At 68.0% G+C, this 26436-nt stretch carries 18 protein-coding genes; 10 read left to right on the top strand and 8 right to left on the bottom strand.

All coding sequences use genetic code 11. The annotated features are described in order from the left end of the window. The first annotated feature begins 18 nt into the window (after window positions 1–18). Window positions 19–1302 (top strand): MFS transporter, encoded by a 1284-nt coding sequence (locus WG898_RS09520; protein WP_339602538.1) that lies wholly within the window; start codon window positions 19–21, stop codon window positions 1300–1302. Window positions 1303–1321: 19 nt separating this feature from the next. Here WG898_RS09520 and WG898_RS09515 read toward each other — a convergent pair whose 3' ends face one another. After that, window positions 1322–3028, bottom strand: coding sequence for a bifunctional protein-serine/threonine kinase/phosphatase (locus tag WG898_RS09515; RefSeq protein WP_339602537.1), 1707 nt, complete (start codon window positions 3026–3028; stop codon window positions 1322–1324). Between the two features lie 134 nt (window positions 3029–3162). On the opposite strand from WG898_RS09515, the gene nirB reads away from it, so the two are divergent. The 5 genes from nirB to WG898_RS09490 are packed head-to-tail and all read left to right on the top strand — an operon-like array spanning window position 3163 to window position 10018. Beyond that, entirely contained in the window at window positions 3163–5643 is a 2481-nt protein-coding gene (nirB, locus tag WG898_RS09510) for a nitrite reductase large subunit NirB (protein WP_339602536.1), read from the top strand. 13 nt (window positions 5644–5656) lie between these two features. Beyond that, window positions 5657–6034: a nitrite reductase small subunit NirD gene (nirD, locus tag WG898_RS09505; protein ID WP_339602535.1), complete on the top strand. Its 378-nt coding sequence runs from the start codon at window positions 5657–5659 to the stop codon at window positions 6032–6034. A 1-nt stretch (window position 6035) separates the two neighbouring features. Continuing rightward, on the top strand, window positions 6036–8792 hold the full coding sequence (locus WG898_RS09500; protein WP_339602534.1) for a nitrate reductase: 2757 nt from the start codon (window positions 6036–6038) through the stop codon (window positions 8790–8792). Further along, the gene (cobA, locus tag WG898_RS09495) at window positions 8789–9556 is read left to right on the top strand and encodes a uroporphyrinogen-III C-methyltransferase (protein WP_339602533.1); all 768 of its coding nucleotides are present in this window, start codon (window positions 8789–8791) and stop codon (window positions 9554–9556) included. Before WG898_RS09500 ends, cobA begins: the two co-directional genes overlap by 4 nt. A gap of 3 nt (window positions 9557–9559) precedes the next feature. Next, window positions 9560–10018, top strand: a complete 459-nt coding sequence (locus WG898_RS09490) for a GNAT family N-acetyltransferase (protein WP_339602532.1) — start codon at window positions 9560–9562, stop codon at window positions 10016–10018. Between the two features lies 1 nt (window position 10019). On the opposite strand, the gene WG898_RS09485 is transcribed toward WG898_RS09490, so the two are convergent. Next, entirely contained in the window at window positions 10020–11492 is a 1473-nt protein-coding gene (locus WG898_RS09485) for a methyl-accepting chemotaxis protein (protein WP_339602531.1), read from the bottom strand. A gap of 161 nt (window positions 11493–11653) precedes the next feature. On the opposite strand from WG898_RS09485, the gene WG898_RS09480 reads away from it, so the two are divergent. Then, entirely contained in the window at window positions 11654–12427 is a 774-nt protein-coding gene (locus WG898_RS09480) for a type III pantothenate kinase (protein WP_339602530.1), read from the top strand. Between the two features lie 26 nt (window positions 12428–12453). Further along, window positions 12454–17304, top strand: coding sequence for a beta strand repeat-containing protein (locus WG898_RS09475; RefSeq protein ID WP_339602529.1), 4851 nt, complete (start codon window positions 12454–12456; stop codon window positions 17302–17304). Here WG898_RS09475 and WG898_RS09470 read toward each other — a convergent pair. The 6 genes from WG898_RS09470 to WG898_RS09445 all read right to left on the bottom strand — a co-directional run bounded on the left by WG898_RS09470 (window position 17296) and on the right by WG898_RS09445 (window position 23948). Next, entirely contained in the window at window positions 17296–18078 is a 783-nt protein-coding gene (locus tag WG898_RS09470; protein ID WP_339602528.1) for a potassium channel family protein, read from the bottom strand. The two genes, WG898_RS09475 and WG898_RS09470, sit on opposite strands and share 9 nt — an antisense overlap. A gap of 69 nt (window positions 18079–18147) precedes the next feature. Continuing rightward, window positions 18148–19458, bottom strand: a complete 1311-nt coding sequence (gene hslU / locus WG898_RS09465) for an ATP-dependent protease ATPase subunit HslU (RefSeq protein WP_339602527.1) — start codon at window positions 19456–19458, stop codon at window positions 18148–18150. Window positions 19459–19540: 82 nt separating this feature from the next. Beyond that, a complete protein-coding gene (gene hslV / locus WG898_RS09460) occupies window positions 19541–20107 on the bottom strand; it encodes an ATP-dependent protease subunit HslV (protein WP_339602526.1) in 567 nt (188 codons plus the stop codon). Between the two features lie 132 nt (window positions 20108–20239). Beyond that, window positions 20240–21985 (bottom strand): hypothetical protein, encoded by a 1746-nt coding sequence (locus tag WG898_RS09455; RefSeq protein ID WP_339602525.1) that lies wholly within the window; start codon window positions 21983–21985, stop codon window positions 20240–20242. Between the two features lie 45 nt (window positions 21986–22030). Beyond that, window positions 22031–22765, bottom strand: coding sequence for an RNA polymerase-binding protein DksA (gene dksA / locus WG898_RS09450; RefSeq protein ID WP_444718931.1), 735 nt, complete (start codon window positions 22763–22765; stop codon window positions 22031–22033). Window positions 22766–22895: 130 nt separating this feature from the next. Further along, window positions 22896–23948 carry a CobW family GTP-binding protein gene (locus tag WG898_RS09445; RefSeq protein WP_339602523.1) on the bottom strand — a complete coding sequence of 351 codons (1053 nt, stop codon included), beginning with the start codon at window positions 23946–23948 and terminating at the stop codon, window positions 22896–22898. 119 nt (window positions 23949–24067) lie between these two features. Here WG898_RS09445 and WG898_RS09440 point away from each other — a divergent pair, with 119 nt between their 5' ends. Further along, a complete protein-coding gene (locus WG898_RS09440) occupies window positions 24068–24952 on the top strand; it encodes a CorC family transporter (protein WP_339602522.1) in 885 nt (294 codons plus the stop codon). Continuing rightward, window positions 24952–26427 (top strand): apolipoprotein N-acyltransferase, encoded by a 1476-nt coding sequence (lnt, locus tag WG898_RS09435; RefSeq protein ID WP_339602521.1) that lies wholly within the window; start codon window positions 24952–24954, stop codon window positions 26425–26427. The genes WG898_RS09440 and lnt overlap by 1 nt, the downstream gene beginning before the upstream one ends. Window positions 26428–26436 lie beyond the last annotated feature (9 nt).

Raw genomic sequence — 26436 nt, 5'->3', positions numbered from 1 at the left:
CAACCTGGCGAACCCCGCATGTCCAGCTTCAAGACCTTTGTGCGTTCCGGCCACTGGCCCACCCTGCTGGCCTCGTTCCTGTACTTCGACTTCTGCTTTGCGGTCTGGGTACTGAACGGGGCCATGGCGCCCTTCATCAGCGAGAGTTTTTCGCTCAATGCCGCGCAGAAGGGCTTCATGATCTCGGTGCCCATACTGGCGGGCGCGCTGATGCGCTTCCCGCTCGGCGTGCTTTCGCAATACATAGGCCGCAAGAACGCGGCGATGGTGGAGATGAGCCTGATCGTCGCCGCCCTGGCCTTCGGCTACACCATGGTGGACAGCTACAACGAGGTGCTGCTGATGGGCGTGCTCTTGGGCATTGCCGGCGCCAGCTTCGGTGTGGCGCTGTCGCTGGGCAGCGGCTGGTTCCCGCCGCGCTACAAGGGCCTGGCCATGGGCCTGGCGGGCGCTGGCAATTCGGGCACGGTGCTGGCCGTGTTGTTTGCGCCGCCGCTGGCCGCGGCCTATGGCTGGCAGGCGGTCTACGGCCTGGCCGCACTGACCATGCTGCTGCCGATGGCGGTGATGTGGTTCGCCGCCAAGGAGCCGCCCGACCGCGAGCATCAGAGCCTGCGCGAGCACCTGGCCTGTTTGTGGGAGAAGGACGGCTGGGCCTTCAGCCTGATCTACATCGTCACCTTCGGCGGCTTCATCGGCCTGGCCAGCTTCCTGCCCACCTATTTCTACGACCAGTTCAAGGTCACGAAGATCGAGGCCGGCCAGCTCACCATGCTGGCCACCCTGATGGGCTCGGCGGTGCGCGTGGCGGGCGGCTATATCTCGGACCGCATCGGCGGCGTCAACACCCTCAGCGGCGTGCTGCTGCTGGTGGCGGCCAGCCTGCTGCTGTGCGGCCTGAGCGGCCAGTCGGTGGTGGCCACCACCCTGCTCTTCATGCTCTGCTTTGCGGCCCTGGGCGCTGGCAACGGCGCGCTGTTCCAACTGGTGCCGCTGCGCTGGCCGCTGACGACGGCGGTGGCGGGCTCGATGATCGGCGAGATCGGCGCGCTGGGCGGCGGATTTCTGCCCAATGCCATGGGCCTGTCCAAGCAGCATGGCGCGACCTACCTCTGGGGTTTCGTGGCCTTTGCGGTCCTCGCGCTGGTGATGCTGGCGATGCTGCGCGTGGTGCAGATCCGCTGGACCCGAACTTGGGCAGAGCGCGGCGGGCGCGCCAGGCCTGGCGCGCCTGGCGCGCCCGCTGGGCGTGACATGGGGCTCCCCCGAGCCCCCTCCGGGAGGGGGCTCCAGCATGAGTGACGAAGCGGCCTGCGGCCGCCTACCTCGGCAGGAACAAGAGCCAGTAGATCAATAGTGCGTTAAACAGCAGCGAGAGGCCCAGCGCGATCTGCCACAGCGCCAGCGGGTTGCGGCGCGCCAGCGGCGTGCTGCCGGGGGCGGGCAGGGGGCGGGCGGCGCCGCGTTCGAGCGCCAGCAGCAGCTCTTCGGCGGTCTCGAAGCGCAGGGCCGCCTCGCGTGCCACCGCCTTCAGCAGCACATGGTCCAGCCAGATCGGCACCTCGGGCCGCGTGCGCGAGGGCGCGCGCGGGTCGCGGCGGAAACGCGCCATCTGGTAGGGCTCGATCTCGCCATAGGGCAGGTGGCCGGTGAGCCATTGGTAGAGCGTCACGCCCAGGGCGTAGAGGTCGCTGCCGGCATCGGGCGGTGCCGGCGGGTCGGCCCATTGCTCGGGGTTGATATAGCTGGGCGTGCCGGCATGCAGATCGCGCAGGGCCTCGGGCTCGCGGCCCGAGAGCGCCACGCCCAGGTCGAGGATGCGCCACTGACCGTCGGCGCCCAGCTGCAGATTGGCGGGCTTGATGTCGCGATGCACCACGCCGGCGCGGTGCAGGCGCGCGAGCGCCGTGCTCAGGGCGCTGGCAGCCTGCAAAAAGGGCAGCAGGGCCGGGCGCTCGGCGCCTTGCATCAGCTGCTCCAGGGTTTGGCCCTCCTGCCAGTCGAACAAGAGGTAGAAGCAGGAAGCAGCGCCGGCCTGGGGCTGCACGCGCACCAGGCCGGCACCGGCGAGGCGCTGACCCAGCCAGCCCTCATGGGCCAGCATGGCGCGCTCCTGCGGGTCGCCGGCGCGGCCCTCGCAAAGCGTCTTGAGCGCCAGCAGCTGGCCGTTAGCGCGGCGCTGCACGCGGTAGACCCGGTGCACGCCGTTGTCGGCCACCAGGGCCTGCACGGTCAGGCCATCGAGCTGCGCGCCCGGCGCCAGCAGCGGCGGCACCGGCAGGCCCTGGTCGGTGTCGAGCAGGCTGCTGCCATCGGTGCCCAGGCCGCGCACTTGCAGGAGCAGGGCGGTGGCGTTGTCGTGGCTGCCCGCGGCCAGCGCGGCCTGCACCAGGGCCTCGGCGCAGGCTTGGGGCTCGTCGCCGTCACGCAGCAGCTGGCTCAGCACTTTCGTACTGAGTGCGCCATGCACTCCATCGGTGCACAGCAAGAGCCGATCGCCGGCATGCAGCGCGCCGCTGGCGTAGTCGATCTGCAGCGTTTCATGCAGGCCGATGGCGCGCGTCAGGCGTGCGAAATGCGAGCCGCCGCCATCCTCAGTCTTGTGGTCCTGTGTCAGCGGCAGGCAGGCGTCGCCGCGCAGCAGGTAGATGCGGGTGTCGCCCACATGGGCCAGGGTGTAGCGGTCGCCATGCAGGGCCAGCACGCTGAGCGTGGTGAGCGCGGCGGGCTCCGCATGCGCGGCCTGGCGCTGGCGGCGGTTGTGGCCGAAGAGCCAGGTGTTCTGCGCGCCGATCAGGCGATCCAGCGCCACGCTGACATCCCAGTCGGGGGGTGCGGCGAAGAAGTCCTGCACCAAGCTGGTGACGGTGGTGCGCGCCGCCATGCGGCCGCCGCCGCCGGCCGAGACGCCATCGGCCACCGCGGCAATCCAGCCGCGTGCGGCATCGCGCTGCACCGCGGCGCAGTCTTCCATATCGGCACGCGGGCCGCGCGCGCTGGCCAGGCCGATGGCAATGTCAAAACTCATGGCCGCGATTGTCATCAGCGGCCGGGCCGCGCGCGACCGCAGATGGCGCCACTGTGGGATGAAACCAACCCCAGGCTGGTGCATGAAGCCAGGCACGGCGCTTGCATAGCTGGATGGGCAACGGAGATGACGCGATGACGAAAACGACGACGCAAGAAGCAAAGAAGCTGAAGTTGGTGATGGTGGGCAATGGCATGGCCGGCGTGCGCACGCTGGAAGAGCTGCTGAAGATCGCCCCCGATCTCTACGAGATCACGGTGTTCGGTGCCGAGCCGCATCCGAACTACAACCGCATCCTCTTGAGCCCGGTGTTGGCCGGCGAGCAGACGCTGGACGAGATCATCCTCAACCCGCTGGACTGGTATGCGCAGCATGGCATCACCCTGCACCTGGGCAAGCCGGTGGCGCAGATCGACCGCATCCGCCGCAAGGTGGTGGCCGCCGATGGCACCGAAGCGGCCTACGACCGCCTGCTGATCGCCACCGGCTCCAGCCCCTTCATCCTGCCGGTGCCCGGCAAGGAGCTGGACGGCGTGATCGCCTACCGCGACATCGCCGACACCAACGCGATGATCGAGGCCGCCACCAAATACCGCCATGCGGTGGTGATAGGCGGCGGGCTGCTGGGCCTGGAGGCCGCCAACGGCCTGATGCTGCGCGGCATGCAGGTGACGGTGGTGCATCTGGGCGACTGGCTGATGGAACGCCAGCTCGACGACCAGGCCGGCGAGCTGCTGCGCAAATCGCTGGAGCAGCGCGGCCTGCGCTTCCTGCTGGGGGCGCAGACGCAAGCCCTCATCGGCGGCAAGGATGGGCGCGCAGACGGGGAGGACACGACCCGGGGCCGTGTCCGGGCCGTGCAGTTCAAGGACGGAAAGGAGATCCCGGCCGACCTGGTGGTGATGGCCGCCGGCATCCGACCCAATACCGAGCTGGCCGCGTCGGCCGGCATCCATTGCAACCGCGGCATCGTGGTGAGCGACACCTTGCAGACCGTGACCGACCCGCGCATTTACGCGGTGGGCGAATGCGCGGCGCACCGCGGCATTGCCTACGGTCTGGTGGCGCCGCTGTTCGAGCAGGGCAAGGTCTGCGCCACCCATCTGGCCGAGTTCGGCATCGGTCGCTACCAGGGCAGCCAGACCAGCACCAAGCTCAAGGTCACCGGCATCGACCTGTTCTCGGCCGGCAACTTCCAGGGCGGCGAGGGCACCGAGGAAATCGTCATGAGCGACCCCTTCGCGGGGGTCTACAAAAAGCTCGTCATCAAGAACGACCAGCTGGTGGGCGCCTGCCTCTACGGCGACACCGTCGACGGCAGCTGGTACTTCAAGCTTCTGCGCGAGGGCCGCAAGGTGGCCGACATCCGCGACAAGCTGATGTTCGGCGAATCCAATATCGGCGACGCCGGCCACCAGGGCCACAACAAGGCGGCCGCCATGGCCGACAGCGACGAGGTCTGCGGCTGCAACGGCGTCAGCAAGGGCGCCATCTGCAAGGCCATCAAGGAAAAAGGCCTGTTCACGCTGGAGGAGGTGCGCAAGCACACCAAGGCCAGCGCCTCCTGCGGCAGTTGCACCGGCCTGGTGGAGCAGCTGCTGATGTTCACCGCCGGCGGCGACTACTCGGCCACACCCAAGAAGAAGGCGATCTGCGCCTGCACCGAGCTGAGCCACCAGGACGTGCGCGATGCCATCTTTGCCGAGCACCTCACCAGCCTGGATGCGGTCTACCGGACCCTGGGCTGGAAGACGCCCAACGGTTGCGCGAGCTGCCGCCCCGCGCTCAACTACTACCTGATCTCTTCCTGGCCCAAGGAGGCCCAGGACGATCCGCAAAGCCGCTTCATCAACGAACGCAGCCACGCCAATATCCAGAAGGACGGCACGTACTCGGTGATCCCGCGCATGTGGGGCGGCGAGACCAATAGTTCGGAGCTGCGCCGCATTGCCGACGCGGTGGACAAGTACCAGATTCCCACCGTCAAGGTCACCGGTGGCCAGCGCATTGATTTGTTAGGCGTGAAGAAAGAGGATCTGGTGAATGTCTGGCGCGACATCGGCATGCCCTCGGGCCATGCCTATGCCAAGGCGCTGCGCACGGTGAAGACCTGCGTGGGCTCCGAGTGGTGCCGCATGGGCACGCAGGACAGCACCCAGATGGGCAAGGACCTGGAACGTGCGATGTGGCGCATGTATGCACCGCACAAGGTCAAGTTCGCGGTCAGCGGCTGCCCGCGCAACTGTGCCGAGGCCGGCATCAAGGACGTGGGCATCATCGGCGTGGACAGTGGCTGGGAGATGTACATCGCCGGCAACGGCGGCATCAAGACCGAGGTGGCGCATTTCCTCACCAAGCTCAAGACCGTCGAGGAGGTGCTGGAGTACACCGGTGCCTTCATGCAGCTCTACCGCAAGGAGGGCTGGTACCTGGAGCGCACCGTGCACTACGTCAGCCGTGTCGGTCTGGACCATGTGACGGCCAGGATCCTCGACGACCACGAGGGTCGCCGCGCCTTGTGGGCCGAGTTGCAGTTCGCGCTCGCTGGTGAGCCCGATCCCTGGTTCGATTTCGACCGCGCCAAGGTCGATCTGCGTCAATTTGAAGCCGTCTGAGGAGCAGCTATTCATGAGTGACTGGAAAGCCATCTGCGCCGTGAGCGACATCCCGCTGCTAGGCGCCCGCCGCGTGCAGCGTTCCAATGGGCCGCAAGTCGCGCTGTTCCGCACCGCCGACGACCAGGTGTTTGCGCTGCTGGATCGCTGCCCGCACAAGGCCGGGCCCTTGAGTCAGGGCATCGTGTTCGGCAAGGCCGTGGCCTGCCCGCTGCACAACTGGACCATCGCGCTCGACAGCGGCTGCGCGCGCGAACCCGATGAGGGCAGTACGCCCAGCTTCAGCGTGCGGGTCGTCGAGGGTCAGGTCTTGCTGAATCAGCATGAGCTCGACACCATCGCGATCGAGCTGCTGCCCGTGAAGGCGGGGCCCTGCACCCGGGCCTGCTGAAATGGCCGAGACACGCAGCACCTGCCCCTACTGCGGCGTCGGTTGTGGGGTGATCATCGAGAGCGCGGGCGCGCAGATCACCGGCGTGCGCGGCGATCCCGAGCATCCGGCCAATTACGGCCGCCTGTGCAGCAAGGGTTCGACCCTGCACCTCACGGCCGCGCCCGAGGTGCTGCGCACGCGCCGGCTGCTGCAGCCGCAATGGCGGCGCGAGCGCGCTGCGGCGCCCGAGGCGTTAGGCTGGGACGAGGCGAACGACCGCATCGCTGCGCGGCTGGCGGCCATCCGCGCCGAGCATGGCCCCGACGCCATCGGTTTCTACATCTCGGGCCAGCTGCTCACCGAGGACTACCACGCCTTCAACAAGCTGGCGCGCGCGGTGCTGGGCACCAACAATATCGACAGCAACTCGCGCCTGTGCATGAGCTCGGCGGTGGTGGGCTACCAGCAGACGCTGGGGTCTGACGCACCACCGGCTTGTTATGAGGATGTGGAGCTGGCCGACTGCCTCTTGATCGCCGGCGCCAATCCGGCCTGGGCCCACCCCATCCTGTTCCGCCGCATCGAGGCGGCGCGTGCGCAGCGGCCCGAGATGAAGATTGTTGTGGTGGACCCGCGCCGCACCGAGAGCGCCGAGTTCGCCGACCTGCATCTGCAGATCCAGCCCGGCAGCGATGTGGCGCTGTTCCAGGGCATGCTGCATGCCTGCATCTGGGAGGGCTGGATAGACCAGGGCTTCATCGCCGCGCACACCGAGGGTTTCGATGCGCTGAAGGCCTTGGTGCGCAGCATGAGCCCGGCCGCGGCGGCGCGCATCTGCGGCATTGCCGAGGCCGATCTGCTGCGTGCGGCCGAATGGTTTGCGCGCTCGCCCGCCAGCCTCTCGCTCTACTGCATGGGCCTGAACCAGAGCAGCAGCGGCAGCGCCAAGAACACCGCGCTGATCAATCTGCACCTGGCCACCGGCCAGATCGGCCGCCCGGGCGCCGGGCCGTTCTCGCTCACCGGCCAGCCCAATGCGATGGGCGGGCGCGAGGCCGGCGGCATGGCCACCCTGCTGCCCGGCCATCGCGACCCCGCCAATGCCCAGCACCGCGCCGAGATCGCGCGGCTCTGGGGCGTCGATGCGCTGCCAGAAACACCGGGCAAGACCGCGGTGGAGCTGTTCGAGGCAGCCGCACGCGGCGAGATCAAGGCGCTCTGGATAGCCTGCACCAACCCGGCCCAGTCGCTGCCCGAGCAGGCCCTGGTGCGCCGCGCGCTGCAGCGCTGCGAGTTCGTGATCCTGCAGGAGGCCTTTGCCGACACCGCCACCGCCGCCTATGCCGATGTGCTGCTGCCGGCCGCCACCTGGGGCGAGAAGGAGGGCACGGTGACCAACAGCGAGCGCCGCATTTCGCGCGTGCGCGCCGCCGTGCCGCCGCCCGGCCAGGCCAGGGCCGATTGGCGGATCGCGAGCGACATCGCCGCTGCGCTGGAACGAGAGCTGGGCCTGCCGCACCGCTTTGGCCGCTTCGAGCGGCCCGAGCAGCTCTGGCTGGAACACCGCGAGGCCACGCGCGGCCGCGACCTGGACATCAGCGGCCTGAGCTATGCGCTGCTGGACCGCGCCGGCCCGCAGCAATGGCCTTTTCCCGAGGGCGCGTTGCAGGGCCGGGCGCGGCTTTACGAAGACGGCCGCTTTGCCACCGCCAACGGCCGTGCCCGCTTCACGCCCAAGCCCTATGCGCCGCCGCTGGCCCCGGCGGATGCGAACTATCCGCTGGCGCTCAGCACCGGCCGGCTGCGCGACCAATGGCATGGCATGAGCCGCAGCGGCGTGGTGCCCAGGCTGTTCGGCCATGAGGGCGTGCCGGGCTTAAGCCTGCACCCGCAGGAGCTTGCACGCCGCGGACTGGCCGAGGGCGATCTGCTGCAGCTCCGTTCGGCGCAGGGCGAGTTGACGCTGCCGCTGCGCGCCGACGCCAGCGTGGCGCCGGCTCAGGCCTGGTTGCCCATGCACTGGGGCAGCGAGTTCGTTGCCGGACTTGGCGTCAACGCACTCACCCAGCCGGGCTTCTGCCCCGAGTCCAAGCAGCCCGAGCTGAAGTACGCCGCCATCTCGCTGCAGCGCCTGGAACTGCCCTGGCGGATCAGTGGCGCGGCCTGGTGCGATGGCGGGGAGGGCGCAGCCATGCGTGCCCGCCTGCGCGCCCTGCTGGCCGAGTTCGCCTATGCGCACTGCGTGCCGGTGGCCGGGCCGGCGCAGCGCGAGGGCTGGAGCTTCGAGGCTGCCTGCGCCGAGGCGCCGTCCGCCGCCCTGGTGGCGCGCCTGGCCGAGGCCCTGGGCCTGCGTGGCATGGGGGTGCTGCGCTATGCCGACACCCGGCGCGGCCGCAGCCGCCTGCTGCGCCTAAGCGGCGAGGGTGCCGAGGCGCGCCTGCAGGCCCTACTGCTGGTGGGTGAGCGCGGCAGCGCCGCCTGGCTGTTGCCGCTGTGGCGCGAGGCCTTGCCGGTGGCACCCCATGGCAGCCGGCTGCTCGCGCCCGAACAGCCGGACGCGGTGCTGGCCACGGTGCCGCGCAGCCCCCAGGTCTGCAATTGTTTCGACGTGTCGGAGGCCAGCATCCGCAGCCAGCTTGGCCATTGCAGTGGCACGCCCAGCGAGCGCCTGGCGGGCCTGCAGGCGGCCTTGCGCTGCGGCACCCAATGCGGCTCCTGCCTGCCCGCGCTACGGCGGCTGGTGGCCGCGCAAACCGAGGAGGTCTCATCATCATGAACACAGTCCCTGTCTGCCTGGTCGGTGCCGGCCCCGGCGATCCCGAGTTGCTGACGCTCAAGGCGCTCAAGCGCCTGCAGGCCGCCGAGGTGATCCTGACCGACGATCTGGTCGATGCCCGCGTGCTCGCGCTGGCGAATCCGGCGGCCCGCGTGCTGCGCGTCGGCAAGCGCGGTGGCTGCATCTCGACGGAACAGCGCTTTATCCACGAGCTGATGATCCGCGAGGCGCGCGCCGGCCATCGTGTGCTGCGGCTCAAGGGCGGCGACCCCTGTGTGTTCGGCCGTGGCGGCGAAGAGGCGGATGCGCTGCGGGCCGCCGGCATCGCGGTGGAGCTGGTGAACGGCATCAGCGCCGGCCTGGCCGCGCCGGCCAGTATCGGCGTGCCGGTGACCGACCGCCGCTGCACCCCGGGCGTGGCCCTGGTGACAGGGCATAACGGCGAGGGTGGGGTGGCGCCAGACTGGGCGGCGCTGGCGCAAAGCCGGCTGACCCTGGTGATCTATATGGGCTTGGCGCGCGCCGAGTCCATCGTGCAGGCTCTTGTCGACGGCGGCCTGCCGGCGCAGACCCCGGTCGCAGCGATCGCGGCTGCGCACACGCCGCGGCAGCGCCAGCGTCTTTGCAGCCTGGCCGAGCTGCCCGCCATGCTGCGGCGCGAGCAGCTCGCCAGCCCGGCCATCCTGGTGGTGGGCGAGGTGGTGGGCTTGAGCGCCGCCTGGCAGGGCCTGCAGGCCGAGCTGGGCCTGCAAAGGAGCGCCTGAGCCATGGCGGCAAACATTTCATTTGAATCGCCCGATCAGCCCGAGGTGATCGCGCTGATTGCCGAGCTCGATGCCTATCAGGACCAGCTCTATCCGCCCGAGTGCCGCTATGCGCTGGACCTGGCCTCGCTCAAGCAGGCGCATGTGCTGTTCGCGGTGGCGCGGGATGGCGCCGGTCGGGCCATAGGCTGCGGCGCGGTGGTGCTGGAGCCGGACTACGGCGAGCTCAAGCGCATGTTTGTGAGCCCGCACAGCCGTGGTCTGGGTGTGGCGCGGCGGCTGCTGGCGGCGCTGGAGTCGGCCGCGGCGGCACGCGGCTGCGGCCTGCTCACGCTCGAAACCGGGCCCTACCAGCCCGAGGCCCTGGCCTTCTATGCGGCGCTTGGTTACCAGCGCCGCGGCCCCTTCGGCAGCTACCGCGACGACCCGCTGAGCGTGTTCATGCAAAAAGAATTGCTGTAGCTCACCGCGTCTCGCCGGCGCCGAGCCTGAAGCTGCTCACCAGCGAGGCCAGCTTGACGGCCTGGTCCTTCAGCGACTCGGCCGCCGCGGCGCTTTGCTCCACCAGCGCGGCGTTCTGCTGCGTCATCTGGTCGAGCTGCACCACCGCGCCGTTCACCGAGCCTATGCCCTGGCTCTGCTCGACGGTGCTGGCCGAGATCTCGCCGATGATGTCGCTGACGCGACCGACGCTGGCAACGATCTCGTTCATGGTGCTGCCGGCGTCCTGCACCAGGCGGGCACCGGCCTCCACGCGCTCGACGCTGGCGCCGATCAGGCTCTTGATCTCCTTGGCGGCCTCGGCGCTGCGCTGCGCCAGCGAACGCACCTCACTGGCCACCACCGCAAAGCCGCGGCCCTGCTCGCCGGCGCGCGCCGCTTCCACCGCGGCATTCAGCGCCAGGATATTGGTCTGAAAGGCGATGCCGTCGATCACGCCGATGATGTCGCCGATCTTCTTGGAGCTGGTGTTGATCTCGTCCATGGTGCTGACCACCTGCGCGACCACCGCGCCGCCGCGCTGCGCCACCTGGGCGGCGCTGCTGGCGAGCTGGTTCGCGGTGGCGGCACTCTCGGCGCTCTGGCGCACCGTGCCGGTGAGCTGGCTCATCGAGCTGGCGGCCTGCTGCAGATTGGAGGCGGTCTGCTCGGTGCGCTGGCTCAGGTCGGTGTTGCCGGTGGCGATCTCGGCGCTGGCGGTCTGGATGCTGTCGGTGCCATGGCGCACCTCGCGCACGACCTGGTTCAGCGCATCCTTCATGCGGCACAGCGCGCGCTGCACATCGCCGATCTCGTCGCGGCGCTCGGTGGCGATGCTGCCGGTGAGGTCGCCCGCGCCGATGCGCTCGGCCGTGCCCACCAGCTCGCGCAGCGGCTGCGACACCAGCTTGACGAGATAGTGCGACGCGACTGCCAGTATCAGCACCACCAGCGCGTTCACCGCGGCGACGCTCCAGACCGTGCGCATGCGCTCGGCGCCAGCGGCCTCGCGCAACTCGCTGGCCTTGCCGCTTTGCAGCTTGACCATGGCCTGCTGGCTCTCCAGATAGGCCCGATAGACCGGAGGGGCGGGCGGCGCCTCGGCCTGGCCGCCCTCGGCCCATTGCTTGGCGAGCGCCTGGCGTGCCGCCACAAAGGCCTCGCGCATGCCGGCGAGGCGCTGCAGCAGGGCCTGCTCATCGGCGCTGCTGGCCAGGCCCTCGAACTCCTGCTGCATGGCCTCGATGCGTTGCGCGCTGCGCGGGTCTATCGATTCGGCCTGCCCGGCCCAGGCATGGGCCAGCTCCAGCTTGCGCTGCTGCAGGCTTTGCGTCTGGCTGGCCAATGCCTGCAGATGCCTGGTGCGGGTGGCGGCCAGCGTGGTCATCAGGACCATGAACAGGGCCATCACCATGACCGGGATCCAGAGCTTGGTGGAGATCGAGAGGGATTTCATGAGGCTTGTCTCGTTGATTTGTTGTGTCGCAGCAGCGCCATTCGATGCTATCGGTGCCTGCCATGGCGACTTGACGGGTGTTGCTAGAGTGGGCTGTCCAATCTGCCCGCAGCGCAACTGCTGTTAGGCTGTGCGCTGTCGCAGCCGCAGCCGCCAACTCCATGAGTTTTCTCGCCATCGACATCGGCAATACCCGCCTCAAATGGGCCGTCTATGCCTCGCCCCAGCCCGGGGCGGTGCTGCTTGCCCATGGTGCGGTATTCCTGGAGAACATCGACCAGCTGGCCGAGGCCGAATGGAAAGACCTGAGCCCGCCGCACAGCATGCTGGGCTGCAATGTGGCCGGCGATGCGGTGCGCCGGCGCGTCGAGGAACAGCTGGAGCTGTGGGATCACCTGGAACCGCGCTGGGTGGTCTCCAGCGCCCATGCCGGCGGCGTCACGAACGGCTATGACTACCCCGGCCGCCTCGGCGCCGATCGCTTCGTGGCTCTGATAGGCGCGCGCTCGCATGTGTTGCAGCGCTGCGGCGGCGACCTTGCCGCCCTGGTGGTGATGGTGGGCACGGCGGTGACGGTGGATGCGCTGGACGCCAGCGGCCATTTTCTTGGCGGCCTGATCCTGCCCGGCCACGGCATCATGCTGCGCGCGCTGGAGGGCGGCACCGCCGGCCTGCGCGTGCCCACCGGCGAGGTGCGCGAGTTCCCGACCAACACCTCGGATGCGCTCACCAGCGGCGGCACCTACGCCATCACCGGTGCCATCGAGCGCATGCATCGCCACCTCAGCAAGCGCGCCGGCCATGCGCCGCTGACCTTCATGACAGGCGGCGCCGGCTGGAAGGTGGCACCCACGCTGGAGATCGCGCATGAGCTGCACGAGTCGCTGATCTTCGACGGCATGCTGGCGCTGCAGTCGCACCGGCTGGCGTTGTAGCCGGGGCGGAATCCTCAATTCTGACGATGCGCATCCGGGCCGCGGCTCGGATGCTCGGCACTTTCATGCCTGTGCAGCCATGCCTGCGCCGGCCCGGACTGCCGAGAGGAATCGTCATGAGAACTCGCCGCCGCTCATCGTCAGCTTCTGCCTCCATCTGGACACCGCGCCGCCTTGGCCAGGCCCTGGCTCAGGCGGCCGTGCTGTGTCTGACCGCACCGCTGGGCCAGGCGGCGGTGACGGTGACGGGGCCTTATGGGCTTGATCCGTGGAGCCCGACGCCGTTGAATGGGCCCAACCTGAGCCTGCCCAATAGCAAGCTGTGGCTGGGCACGGGTGGCAATGCCAGTTTTTCCGCACTGGCGGGCAGCGTTGTGGATCTGGCGATGCTCTCGATTGGGCAGACGATGGGCACCCAGTCCACCGCTGTGCTGGACGGTGTGGGTACCGTGCTGGTGCTGCGTGCCGATGGCAATAGCAATCGCTTTGAGGTCGGCAACAATGGCGCGGGTGTGATGACCGTTTCCGGCGGTGCCCTGCTGGACGGTCGTGCCGAAGGCTGGAAGTGCCTGCAAGGCAAGCAGTACTGCAACAGCTTCGTCGGCAATGCCGCGGGTTCTGATGGCCACTTGATCGTCACCGGCAGTGGCAGCGAGGCGCGCTTCCAGAACGGCTTCATCATTGCCAACATCAACGTCAACAACATCGGCTTCGGCGTAGCAGGCGGCACGACCACCGGGCGTGTGCAGGTGTTGGACGGCGCGCGCCTGTTCAGCGACGACTTGTCGGCCGGGGTGTCCTGGTCGGGACCGTCCGCTAACGGCCAGGAGCGGAGCCTGGCCTTTGTGGAGATAGCCGGTGCGGGTTCGCTGTGGGAGATCAATGGGCGGGACTTGGGTACGGGGCGTGCCAACGCCTATTTGGGCTCGGGCAGCAAGGCGCGGGCCGAAGTCCTGGTAGGGGCCGGCGGTGTACTGCGCCTGAAGCCAGGCGGCGCCGATGCGACTTTGGATCTCGCGACCCAAGGCGCGCAGGCAGAGTTGGCCGTCGATGGCGGACGGATCGAGATGCTGGCCAGCATGCACAACTTCTTCGGCCTTGGGCGGGAGGGCGTGTCGCAAGGCACCGCTTCGCTGCGCAGTGGCGCGGTGGTCCATATGCAGGGGCAAAGCATGGACACCCAGATCGGACAGGGCCAGGGCGTGGGCAAGCTGTCAATCAACAACTCGCAATTCTTGATGGACGCCAGCCTCGGGTCGGCGCTGGGGCTGGGCATTGAGGGCGGGCAGGGCACGCTGAGCCTGTCGAATGGTTCGCTGTGGCGTCAAGGCGGCAGCAACTTTGGCTATACCGTGGTGGGCAGGTCTGGCGGCCGCGGGGAACTCGAAATCCTTGGAGCCTCTCGGTTTGAGACTGGATCGCTGGACATGGGTTCGGGGCTGGATGCCCGTGGAACGGTGCGGGTCGACGGTGTGGGCAGTGTGCTGCAACTCAATCGCGTCAACGGGCACCGGCTGGCCCTGGGCGACTGGGATCAGGGCAGCTTGATCGTGTCCGGCGGCGCGCTGCTGGACGCCAGCGTGAATGAAGCCGATTGCGCATTCAAGTGGTGCGGGGCCATGGTCGGTCATGCTGCCGGTAGCACGGGTACTCTGACCGTCACCGGCCTTGGCAGTGAGGCGCGTTTCATCAGCGGTTTCCATGTGGCGGGCACACAGCTGGCCACACAGGAACTGGATGGGTGGACGACTGGCAGGGTTGGCGCCAGCACGCATGGGCGTGTTGAGGTGCTGGACGGCGGACTTTTGATCAGCCGGGAGATACACGCGGGTGTCTGGGACACCAAGGCCTCCAATGGGGAGGAGCGCAGCTTTGCCAGCGCGCTGATCACCGGTGCCGGCTCGCGTTGGGTGGTCAATGGCAGCGCTCTGGATGGCGGTGATGCGCGCGCCGACCTGGCCAACAATGTGCGCAGCTTCGCCGACTGGACGGTGAGTGCCGGTGGTGCCCTGCTCATGGAGGCGCCGGCAGGGCGTAGCGCGGTGCTGGAACTGGGGCGGCGCGGACAAGCCAGCATGACGGTTGAAGGTAGCGGCTCCACGGTGCAGCTGAGTGGCTTGAACAGCTGGGTCTTGCTGGGCGCGCAAGGCGGCAGCGGCCGCATGCATCTCGCGCAAGGGGCCAGCCTACGGCTGCAGGGCACGCTCGACAGCGCGCTGACATTGGGAGATTCACAGGGCGCAGGGGAGTTGACCGTCCTGTCGGGCAGCCAGCTTGTTGGCGCTCGACGCGCGGACATTGGCGCCGGCGGCAGCGGCACTGCCCTGATCGACGGCGCTGGCAGCCTGCTCAGCACCGACCGCAATGGCAGCTTCGTGGGCCAACTCAATATCGGTATGCACGGCAGCGGCAAGCTCACCGTCAGCAACGGTGGCGCGGCGTCGGCGTTTTCGCTGCAGGTGGGGCAGGCCGTAGGAGCCTCTCGTGGTGACGTACGAGTCGAAGGGCTGGGGTCACGCATCGAGCTCGACGCCGTCGATTGGCACCGGCTCAATCTGCACAATGGCAGTCTGGTCGTGAGCCAGGGCGCCGTGCTCGACGGTCGCGTCAACGAGGCGGCATGCAACGGCCGCTGGTGCGGCAGCTTTGTCGCCAATGACGCCGGCGATGACTTCACGCTGACCATCAGCGATCCGGGCTCGCGGGTGAGCCTGCTGAGCACGATGTTCGTCTCGACGCCCAGCGTCGGTGCGCCGCCGGCCGCACCCTATACCTATGGCATCCCGGGCGCGAACACCCGGACACGGATCGAAGTGCTCAATGGTGGGCGGCTCGAGACCGAGGGCGTCCAGATGTCGCGGGGCCCGCAGGGTGTCAGCCCGACCGGGGCAGAGTCGGCCCAGACTTCGGTGCTCATGAGGGGGAATGGTTCTGTCTGGGATGTGCGCGGTGGTTCCAGCGACGGTGGGCAGGCCAACTTCTTCACCGGCACCGGCGGCGGCGCCAATACGCAGAGCGACATCCAGGTGCGCGATGGCGCGCAACTGCGCCTGCATGCCGACGGCTCGCATGCTGCCTGGATCCAGCTGGGCATTGACGGCGGCATGCACAGCCTGCTGGTCAGCGGGCCCGGCGCGGCCGTCGTGTACAGCGACAACAACAACGCGGGCCTGTGGATAGGCCGCAATGGCGCGATCGCCGGCGTCAAGCTGATGAACGGCGGCCAGATCCAGGGCGTCAACCGGGTGCAGGTCGGCAACACCGGCGCCACCGGCTCGCTGCTGGTCGACGGCGTCGGTACTGCGATCAGCTATGGCAGCAGCTTTGCTGACCTCTATGTGGGCCGGCAGGGCGGTTTCGGCTCGGCCCAGGTGCTGCATGGCGGTCGCGTTGACCTGCAGGGCAATGCCTTCACGCGGCTTTATGTCGGCGACGGCTCGGGTGCCGACGGCGCCTCGGGTACGTTGCGCATCGACGGCGCCGGCAGCACCGTGGCGCTGCAGAGTCCAGCCTTCGCGGCCGGCTCGGGTTGGGCCAATCCGACTGGACAGATCGGTTGGGGCGGCAGCGCTTCGGTCCAGATCGTCAACGGCGGCCAACTGACGCTGCTGGGGCAAGGCGGCTCGGCGCCGAATGCGATCAGCAGCACAAGGCTGACCATCGGGCAGGCGATCAACGGCGTGACCGGCAGCGGCAACGTCGTCGTCAGCGGGGCCGGCTCGCTGCTGAGCGTCGCCGGTGTGGATCCGATCACCTATGTCGGGCGCAGCGGCGGCTTCGGCACCCTGTCGGTCAACAACGGCGGCGAGGTCCGGTCAACGCTGCTGAACGTCGGTGCCGACGGCGCGACCGGCAGCCTCAACGTCAACGGCGGCACGCTGAATCTCAGCGGCCAATGGGTCGGCGCGCCCTATGGCTCGATCCTCTCGCTGGGCTACGGCAGCGGCTCGCTGGGTTCGGCCTTTTTCGGCAACGGGGCGCAGGTCAACATCGCGAATATGGGCTCGGCCGGCGCGGGCATGCTGCTCGGCGGCATCAACCAGTCCCCCAAGGGCAGCGGCACGCTCCAGGTGCTGAACAACTCGCATGTCACGATCAGCGGCCAGCCGGGCATGAACGCGGTCGTCGTCGGCCTGGGCGGCAGCGGCACGGCCACCTTCGACGGCGGCTCCAGCCTGACGATCGCGCAGGGCGACGTCATCGTCGGCCAGAATGCTTCGGCCGTCGGCACGCTGCGCTTGCTGGGCGGCTCGACGCTGACGGCCGACTATGTGGGCATTGGCAGCACCCGCACCGGCGACGGCGGCCTCGCGACGCTGATCGTCAACGACAGCGTGCTGTCCGCAACGACGCTGGAGGTCGGGGCCAAGGGCTATGTCGGTGGCAACGGCACGATCGTCGCGGACGTGATCAACCGCGGCATCTTCAGTCCCGGCAACTCGCCCGGCACGCTGACCCTCGGTGGCAGCTTCGTCAACCAGGCCGGCGGGCGGCTGGTGCTGGAGGTCGAGTCTGACGGGCAGGGCGGTTTCGTCACCGACCATCTCATCTTCGGCGGGGTCGGCGCGCCCGATCTCGGCGGTTTGCAGATCAGCTTCCACTTTCTCGGCACGACCGACCCCAATGCCTTCCAGGCCGGCGGCGGCTTCCAGATCGGCAGCTTCATGCAGCAGCAAGGTGGCGCGGCGCTGGACCCGCAGTTGTTCGGCGGGGTGACGTTCAGCGCCAGGGCCGACGCTTACACGATCAGCAACTTCAGCTTCGACGCCGGCAGCGGCGCCTCGTTCTCGGCGCAGCCGGTGCCCGAGCCGGCCACTTGGGGCATGTTGCTGCTGGGCCTCGGCGTGCTATGGCGACGCAGGGGACGTTCAGCGTGATGATGATGGTGGCTGCTTGCGGTCTTCGCGCAGCGCCGCCACCTCCTCGCGCAAGCCGCGCAACTGGGCGTGCAGGTCGCGCAGGATGTCCTGCTCCATGCGACGCTCGGAGGTCTCGACCCACATCGCCGCGATCGCGGCGGTGACGAGCGAGAGCACCGCATAGCCCAGCAGCACCACGAACACGGCAAAGATCTTGGCCGCCGGGGTGGTGGGCACGATGTCGCCATAGCCCACCGTGGCGGCGGTGGTGAAGGCCAGCCAGAGCCCGTCGCCCAGGCTATGGGCCCGCGGCTCCAGGGCCCAGAAGCCGACCCCGCAAAAGCCCAACACCAGCAGCGAGAGCGCCAGCAGATAGACGAGGCTGCCGCGCGAGACCCAGGACTTGACGGCCCAGACCATGCGCACCAGGGTCAGCAGCGCCACCAGCAGGCGCTCGGCCAGGGCCCAGCTCTGCTCTGCGCTGGGCGGCAGCAGGGCCGCCGCCAGCAGGCAGACGATCAGCACCAGGTCCAGCGCATTGCTGTGCAGGTACTGGCGTGGGTGGCTGACCATGCGGGCCACGCGCCATAGCGACAGCGCCGAGAGGGTCGCCGCGCACAGGTAGATGCCCATGGCCAAGGGCGTGGGCAGGTTTTCCAGCAGCTCGATGTAGAAGGCCGGGATGGTGGCGATCAAGGCCAGCAGCACCGGCCAGCGCCAGAATTTCTCGACCCTGGTGGCGGCGGGATTCAGGGCCGAGGGCCGCGCCAGACCCCAGCTGCGCGTGCTCATGCGATGTGGCATGGTGCGAGCTTAGGGGCCCAGGCGCCGGTCGGCGTTGATGCTGGTCAAGCGCCTGGCCTACAGGATGAAGCGGCTCAGGTCCTCGTCCTTGGCCAGCTCGCCCAGCTTGGCGTCCACCGCGGCGGCGTCCAGCGTGATGCTCTGGCCGCCCAGATTGGGGGCGTCGAAGCTGATCTCGTCGAGCAGGCGCTCCATCACGGTGGCCAGGCGCCGTGCGCCGATGTTCTCGGTGCGCTCGTTCACCTCGAAGGCGATCTGTGCCAGGCGGCGGATGCCGTCGGCGCTGAGCGTCAGCGTCACGCCCTCGGTGGCGAGCAGGGCCTGGTACTGCTTCACCAGGCTGGCATGGGTGCTGGAGAGGATGGCCTCGAAGTCCTGCACCGACAGCGAGCCCAGCTCGACGCGGATCGGGAAACGGCCCTGCAGCTCGGGGATCAGGTCGCTGGGCTTGCTGAGGTGGAATGCGCCCGAGGCGATGAAGAGCATGTGGTCGGTCTTCACCAGACCGTACTTGGTGCTCACCGTCGTGCCCTCCACCAGCGGCAGCAGGTCGCGCTGCACGCCCTGGCGCGAGACATCGGCGCCGCCATGTTCGGCACGGCTGGCGACCTTGTCGATCTCGTCGATGAAGACGATGCCGTTCTCCTGCGCGTTGTGCAGGGCCGCGGCCTTGATCTCATCCTCGTTGAGCAGCTTGGCGGCTTCCTCCTCGACCAGCAGTTGCATCGCCTCGGCAATCTTGAGCTTGCGTGTCTTGCGCCGTCCCGCACCCATCTGCGAGAACAGACCTTTCAGTTGCTCGGCCATGTCTTCCATGCCGGGCATATTGGCCGGGCCGAGGATTTCCATGGTGGGCTTGGGTTCGAGCAGCTCGATCTCGATCTCCTTGTCGGCCATGGTGCCCTCGCGCAGGCGCTTGCGCATCAGCTGGCGCGTGCTGTTTTCCGCATCGCTGCCAGGCACCAGGATGTCCAGCACGCGCTCCTCGGCGGCGTCTTCGGCGCGGGTGCGCTGGCGCCGCATCGCGTGCTCGCGCTCCTGCTTGATCGCCATGTCGACCAGGTCGCGCACGATCGAGTCCACGTCCTTGCCCACATAGCCCACCTCGGTGAACTTGGTGGCCTCGACCTTGATGAAGGGCGCATCGGCCAGCTTGGCCAGGCGGCGCGCGATCTCGGTCTTGCCCACCCCGGTGGGGCCAATCATCAGGATGTTCTTGGGCGTGATCTCGCCGCGCAGCTTGTCGTCCACACGTTGGCGACGCCAGCGGTTGCGCATCGCGATCGCCACGGCGCGCTTGGCAGCCTGCTGGCCGACGATGTGGCGGTCGAGTTCGGAGACGATCTCCTGGGGGGTCATGCTGCTCATTGGAGCCCCTCGTTCGATGGGTACATCGACCGATCCCCCGAGGGGATGGCCACTTGCTTGGGACGGCCCGGCGCTGCGTGGCTCATTCCAGGACCTCTATGGTGTGGTTGCCATTGGTGTAGATGCAGATGTCGCCGGCGATCACCAGCGACTGCTTGACGATCTCCGCGGCCGAAAGTTCGCTGTGATTGAGCAAGGCCTTGGCAGCGGCCTGTGCATAGGCGCCGCCCGAGCCGATCGCCACGATGCCCTGCTCGGGCTCCAGCACATCGCCGTTGCCGGTGATGATCAGCGAGGCCTCGCGGTCGGCCACGGCCAGCATGGCCTCGAGCCGGCGCAGCACGCGGTCGGTGCGCCAGTCGCGCGTCAGCTCAACGGCGGCGCGCACCAGATTGCCCTGGTGTTTTTCGAGCTTGGCCTCGAAGCGTTCGAACAGGGTGAAGGCATCGGCGGTGGCGCCGGCGAAGCCGGCCAGCACCTGCTCGCGATAGAGCTTGCGCACCTTGCGCGCGCTTGCCTTGACGACGATGGTGCCCAGGGTCACCTGGCCGTCGCCGCCGATCGCGACCTGCAGGCCCTGGGGTGTTTGCCGGCGCACGCTGACGATGGTGGTGCCGTGGTAGCTGGGGAAGGAAGAGGATGAGTCCATGGGGGCTCCAGTTGGGGGCGCGCTGCGCATTTCCAAGTGGTCGTTCCGCCCAGCGAACACCGCAGATCCGGCTTCGCCGGGCTGCCGGTGTTGCCCCCTTGAGGGGGCGGCCGCAGGCCGTAGGGGGTGGGCCTAAACCTGACGTACCTTGATGCGGGCATGTTCGTTGATGCCCATGGCACCGAAGAACATCGCCACCAGCCGGTGCGTCTCGCTGAAGATCACCGCGCGGTTCTCGCCGCGGCGCGCCAGCACCCAGTTGAGCAGGTCGCCGGCGGCCATGAAGTCCAGGCGTATCAGCTTGGGGCAGGCGATGTTGATGACGGTGGCGGCACCCAGCTGCTCGGTCATCAGCTGCAGGGTTTCGCTGATGTCGCCGCTCAACTGGCCCGAGAGCTCCAACTGCACCGCGCCATCGAGCTGGGTCTGGTCGGTGATGCTGGTCTCCATGAAGGAGCTGGGCGCTTCGCCCGGATGCATGGTGGTGGTGGCGGGTGCGCTGGTGGAGAGGCTATTGCCGCTCACCCGCACGCTGCATTTGACACGCTCCCAGGAGGGCGGCGAGACCTCGTAGGTCACGCAGTAATCGATCGCGGCCTCGTCGAACTGGTCGGGCCGGTTCACCACCCGCAGCGCTTCCAGGCGCAGCATCCAGAAGGCCGGGTCGACGTCGCGCACGCCCACCGGGGCCTGCTCCTTGAGGCGCAGCAGGAAGTTGTCGCCCGCCAGCCAGCGTATGTCCAGCGGCTGGTTGGCCCAGGCGCGGAACAGCTCGCGCAGCTTGGCGCAGGCTTCTGCATCGATCTGGGTGAGTTTGGTCCAGTCCAGCACCCAGGGCATGGGCTGCACCTCGCAGCGCGAGCGCAGCTGCGCCACGGCCTCGAGGTCCAGGTACTCGGGTGCAGCCCAGCTCACGCCGCCGGCATGGCCATGCGGCACGCGCTCGCTGCGTGCCGCCTCGGCCACCAGCTTGGGCAGGGAGAAGAACTGCGGCGCGGAGAGTCCGAACTGGTGCGCGTAGTCGCCCGCCAGGGATTCGAACTTGCTCTGCTGGCCGGTGGCGCGGTAAAGGTCGAACAAGGCCAGCCAGGTTTCTGCGTGCAGATTGCGTAAGCCACCGGGACGGGTCATTTCCAGCAGGCCGCGCTCGCAGCTTTCGTAGTCGGCATTCGCAAAGGCGATCACCGCCTCGTCGAGCTCGGCGTCATGCACGAACTCGTTCACCTCGACGGCCGGCTGGTTGGCCGCCCTGAAGCTCAGCGGCGGCTCGGGCAGGTCCAGCGGCGGCAGGATGCTTGGCTTGCCGTCCGAGAGCGGCGACATGCCCGCGCCCATCACCACGGCAGCGGGCGGCGGGGCGATCTCCAGGCGCTCGATCTCCTCGGGCGGCGCATATTCGGCCACGCGCGGTGCCAGCTCCTGCTGGGCAGGCTCGGTGGGGGCGAAATGCGCGGGGCGCGTGCTGGTATCGAAGAAGCCCTGACCGTGCTGGCTGTGCTGGCGTTCGGTGGGGGCGAAGTTCTCGCCCACCATCTGCTGCTCGATCTGGTCGATCTTGGCCTTCACGCCCAGGTCGATCTTGGAATTGATCTCGCTGTTGCGAACGATCTCGTCGATGCTCGACGAGGATCCGCCCAGGGCCGCCAGCTGTTCGGCGGTGAGGCCCTCGCGGCGGATGCGGCGTAGCATGTCGAGCTCGCGCTTGCGCACGAAGTCGTTGCGACGCTTGCGTTCCACCATGGCACGCAACTCAGCCTTGGCGGCGTCGCCCTCGGGGTCGTCATGGCGCGAATTGATCTCGGCCCAATCCGTGGTCGGATTGGCAACGAAGCGCGCCACCTTGCGGAAGAAGCTTTCGCCGTCCTTCGGTTCAGTCATGCGCGCTCGTCGGCTGGCTGGGGTTCAGAAACAGTGGCCCTTGGCTCAATCGCCAAACATCTTCTGCTTGAGCTCGCGACGCTGCTGGGCTTCCAGCGAGAGCGTGGCGGTGGGGCGGGCGATCAGGCGGCCGAGGCCTATGGGTTCGCCGGTCTCGTCGCAATAGCCATAGTCGCCGGTGTCCAGGCGGGCCAGCGACTGCATGATCTTCTTCAGCAGCTTGCGCTCGCGGTCACGCGTGCGCAGTTCCAGCGCGTGCTCTTCCTCGATGGTGGCGCGGTCGGCCGGGTCGGGCACGATGGAGGTGTCTTCGCGCAGATGCTCGGTGGTCTCGCCGGCATTCGAGAGCACGCCGTCCTTCAGCTCGGTGAGCTTGGCGCGGAAGAACTCGATCTGCTTGTCGTTCATGTACTCGCTCTCGGGCATGGCGAGCACTTCGGCATCGGTCAGTTCATGGCCGGCCTTGGTCTTCCAGGCGTTGACGAGCTTGGGGTCGGCCTTGGCCGGCGTACGGGGAGATTCAATCACGGGGCTACTCATTTGGCGCGTTGGCGGCTTCGGGGGAGCAAAACGGTCTGCAAATCGGTTGCTGCCGGGCGTTGGTGCTGCAACTTCCAGGGTGGCCACTGCGGCGGAGTCTTCGTGCGCGTCAGCCTTGGGCTTGCTCGCAGTCTTTCCAGCCTTGGCAGCGGGGCGACCCTCGGCGGCGGCCTTGGCCGGCGTCGGGGTGGGTTTTGGGGCCGGTGTCTTGCTCACGTTCACGCTCCTCGTTGGCTTTATACCTGCTCTGCGGGGTCAGTTCGCAACGGTGTTGACGCTTGCTTGCCAGCATGCGCCGGTTCTCGGGCGCCGCGGATTGTAGCCAGCTTGTGCCAACACCTTTTTGTTCAGTTTGTCACTGAGTGTGGCACTAAGCCAGGCAGCCTTCCAGCCCCTGCATGAGGATGTCCTTGGGCAGGTCGATGCCGATGAAGACCATCTTGCTCTGCTTCTTCTCGCCGGGCATCCACTTGGGGCCCAGGTCCGAGCCCATCAGCTGGTGCACGCCCTGAAAGATCACCTTCTTGTCGGTGCCCTTCATATTCAGCACGCCCTTGTAGCGCAGCATCTTGGGGCCATAGACCTGCACGATGGCGCCCAGGAACTCCTCCAGCTTGGCGGGATTGAAGGCGCGGTCGGAGCGGAACACGAAGGACTTCACGTCGTCATCGTGCACGTGGTGATGCGGGTGGTCGCAATGCTCGCCATGCTCATGGTCGTGATCATGGTGGTGGTGATGGTCGTGTTCCTCGGCCTTGAGGAAATCGGGGTCGATGTCCAGCTTGGCGTTGAGGTTGAAGCCGCGCAGGTCGAACACCTTGGCAATCGGCACCTCGCCGAAGTGCACGCGCTCTTGCGGTGCGCGCGGGTTCATGTGCTTGATGCGGTGGCTCAAGGCATCGACGCTGGCCGCGTCCACCAGGTCGCTCTTGCTGATGAAGATCTGGTCGGCAAAGCCGATCTGGCGGCGCGCTTCCTGGCGCGTGTCGAGCTGCTGCTCGGCATGCTTGGCGTCCACCAGGGTGAGGATGGAGTCGAGCAGAAAGCTCTCGGCAATCTCGTCGTCCATGAAGAAGGTCTGCGCCACCGGGCCGGGGTCGGCCAGGCCGGTGGTCTCGATCACCACGCGGTCGAAATCCAGCTCGCCGCGGCGCTTCTTGGTGGCCAGGTCGGAGAGGGTGGTGCGCAGGTCTTCGCGGATGGTGCAGCAGACGCAGCCATTGCTCATCTGGATGATCTGCTCCTGGGTCTCGGCCACCAGGATCTCGGTATCGACGTTCTCCTCGCCGAACTCGTTCTCGATCACGGCGATCTTCTGGCCATGGGCCTCCGACAGCACGCGCTTGAGGAGGGTGGTCTTGCCCGAGCCGAGGAAGCCGGTGAGGATGGTGGCGGGAATCAGACCCTGGGATGCGGATGACATGGTGTTCTCTACAGCTGAAGCAAACGAGCCCCACAGATGAGGGCGGCTGACTGTCTTTCAAGCGGGCGGCAATGTCAATCGGTTATTCTGTGCGTCCTGTAACTACGACACGCAGCACTGTGTCTGAACCCCAGCCTAGTAGGAGCCCCCACGCCAAGAGTGGGGGTCACAAGTCTGCCGCCGAGCCCCGCGGTCTCCTGAACCGCATGCTGGAATTCCTGCATCCCGGGCCCGATTCCACCTCCGAGTTGATCGAAACCCTGGCCGATGCCGAGGAGCGGGCGCTGATCGCCCCCGAGTCCCGGCAGATGCTCGAGGGTGTGCTGCGCATGGCCGAGCTGAGTGCCGGCGACGCCATGGTGGCGGCGCCGCGCATGGACCTGCTGGATATCGACGCCGGCTATGAGGATTTGCTGGCCACGGTGATCGAGACCGGCCATTCGCGCTTCCCGGTCTACGAGGATGGGCGCGACAACATCATCGGCATCCTGCTCGCCAAGGATCTGCTCAAGCTGCAGCGTGCCCCCGAGCTGAACCTGCGCACGCTCTTGCGCCCCGCAGTGTTCGTGCCCGAGAGCAAGGGCCTGAACGAGCTCTTGCGCGACTTCCGCTCCAACCGCAACCACCTGGCCATCGTCATCGACGAGTTCGGCAACACCGCCGGCCTCATCACCATCGAGGATGTGCTGGAGGAGATCGTCGGCGAGATCGAGGACGAGTTCGACGACAAGGACGGCGAGTCCAGCATCTACACCCTGGCCGACGGCAGCCAGCGCGTGGCCGGCGACGCCGAGATCGCGGCCGTCAACCAGGCGTTCGGCATCGAGCTGCCGGCGCAGGAGTTCGACACCATCGGCGGCCTGGTGGCGCATGAGCATGGCCGCGTGCCGCGGCGCGGCGAGACGGTGACGCTGGCCGGCCTGCGCTTTCAGGTCATGCTGACGCGCGGCGGTTCGGTGCGCTGGTTCAAGGTCACGCGCGAGAGCGGTTCGGACGACGCCTGATGCAGCGCCTGCTCAAGAGCTGGCCGGTGGCCCTGCTGGCCGGCCTTTTGCACCTGGCCGCGTTTGCTCCCACCCAGGCCTGGTATTTGCAGCCCCTGGCGCTGACCTGGCTGGCCTGGGCCAGCTGGGACGCCACGCCGGCGCGTGCCGCGCGCTTGGGGCTGGCCTTCGGCCTGACCTGGCTGGCGGCGGGCCTGTGGTGGCTCTATATCAGCATGCACGAGTTCGGTCATCTGCCGGGGCTGATGGCGGGCGGGGCCGTGCTCTTGCTGGCGGCGTTCTTGTCGCTCTACCTCGCCGGAGCGATGGCGCTGGCGGCGTGGCTGCGAGGTCGCTCGGCCTCGGCCTGGCATGGGCTGACGTGGGCGCTGTGCTGGCTCCTTGCCGAGCTGGCGCGCGCCACCCTGTTCGGCGGCTTCCCCTGGATTGCCAGCGGTTATGCGCACACGGTCGGGCCGCTGGCCGCCTGGGCACCCTGGCTGGGCGTGTATGGCATCACCCTGCTGGCGGCACTGCTGGCGGCGGCACTGGCTGCGGCCTTGCGTGGGGCTTTGCTTGCACTGGCGCCCGCACTGCTGCTCCTGCTGGCCGGCCTGGCGCTGCCGCAGGACTTCACCCACAGCAGCGGCAGCATCAAGCTCTCGCTGCTGCAGCCGAATGTGCCGCAGGACCAGAAATTCGACCGCGCGCTGATGGACGCCAACCTGCAGCGCCTGTATGCGCAGATCTCTGCAGCCCGTGGCCAAGTGGTGCTGACGCCCGAATCCGTGGTGCCACTGCCGCTGGCCTATCTGCCGCCCGAGTTCGTGCAGGCGCTGGAGCAGGGCGCGCGCGAGCGTCCCCTGCTGCTGGGCAGCTTTCTGGGCAACGAGCGCGCTGGCTTCGTCAACTCCCTGCAGGCCTTTGGTGGCGAGCAAGCCTACAGCTATGGCAAGCGCCATCTGCTGCCCTTTGGCGAATACATCCCGCCTGGCTTCCACTGGTTCGTGCGCATGCTGCAGATCCCCATGGACGACCAGGCCGCCGGCCAGCACCAGCAGGCCTTTGCGGTGGCCGGCCAGCGCCTGCGCCCGCTGATCTGCTACGAGGATCTGTTCGGTGAGGACTTTGTGCAGAGCGTGGCGGGCGAAAAAGACGCCGCCACCGTGCTGGTGAATGCCAGCAACCTGGCCTGGTTCGGTACGCTTATGGTGCAGGACCAGCATCTGCAGTTTTCGGTCATGCGGACGCTGGAATTCCAGCGCCCCTTGGTGCGCGCCACCAATACCGGCGCCACCGCGGCGCTGGACCATCGCGGCCGCGTACTGGCGCGCCTGCCCGCCGCCACCGCCGGCGTGCTGGAGGTGGAGGTGCAGGGGCGGACGGGCAGCACGCCCTATGCGCGCTGGCTGGCGGCCTGCGGGCTCTGGCCTTTTGGCTTGTTATTGCTGCTGGGTCTGGGGCTGGCATGGCGGCTGAAGCGTCAGCATAGGTAACCTAGAATC

The sequence above is a fragment of the Paucibacter soli genome, from assembly GCF_037482845.1.
Taxonomy (GTDB): Bacteria; Pseudomonadota; Gammaproteobacteria; order Burkholderiales; family Burkholderiaceae_C; genus Paucibacter_B; species Paucibacter_B soli.
Note: the sequence above shows the minus strand (reverse complement) of the source record. Positions and strands in the feature narration are given on the sequence as shown.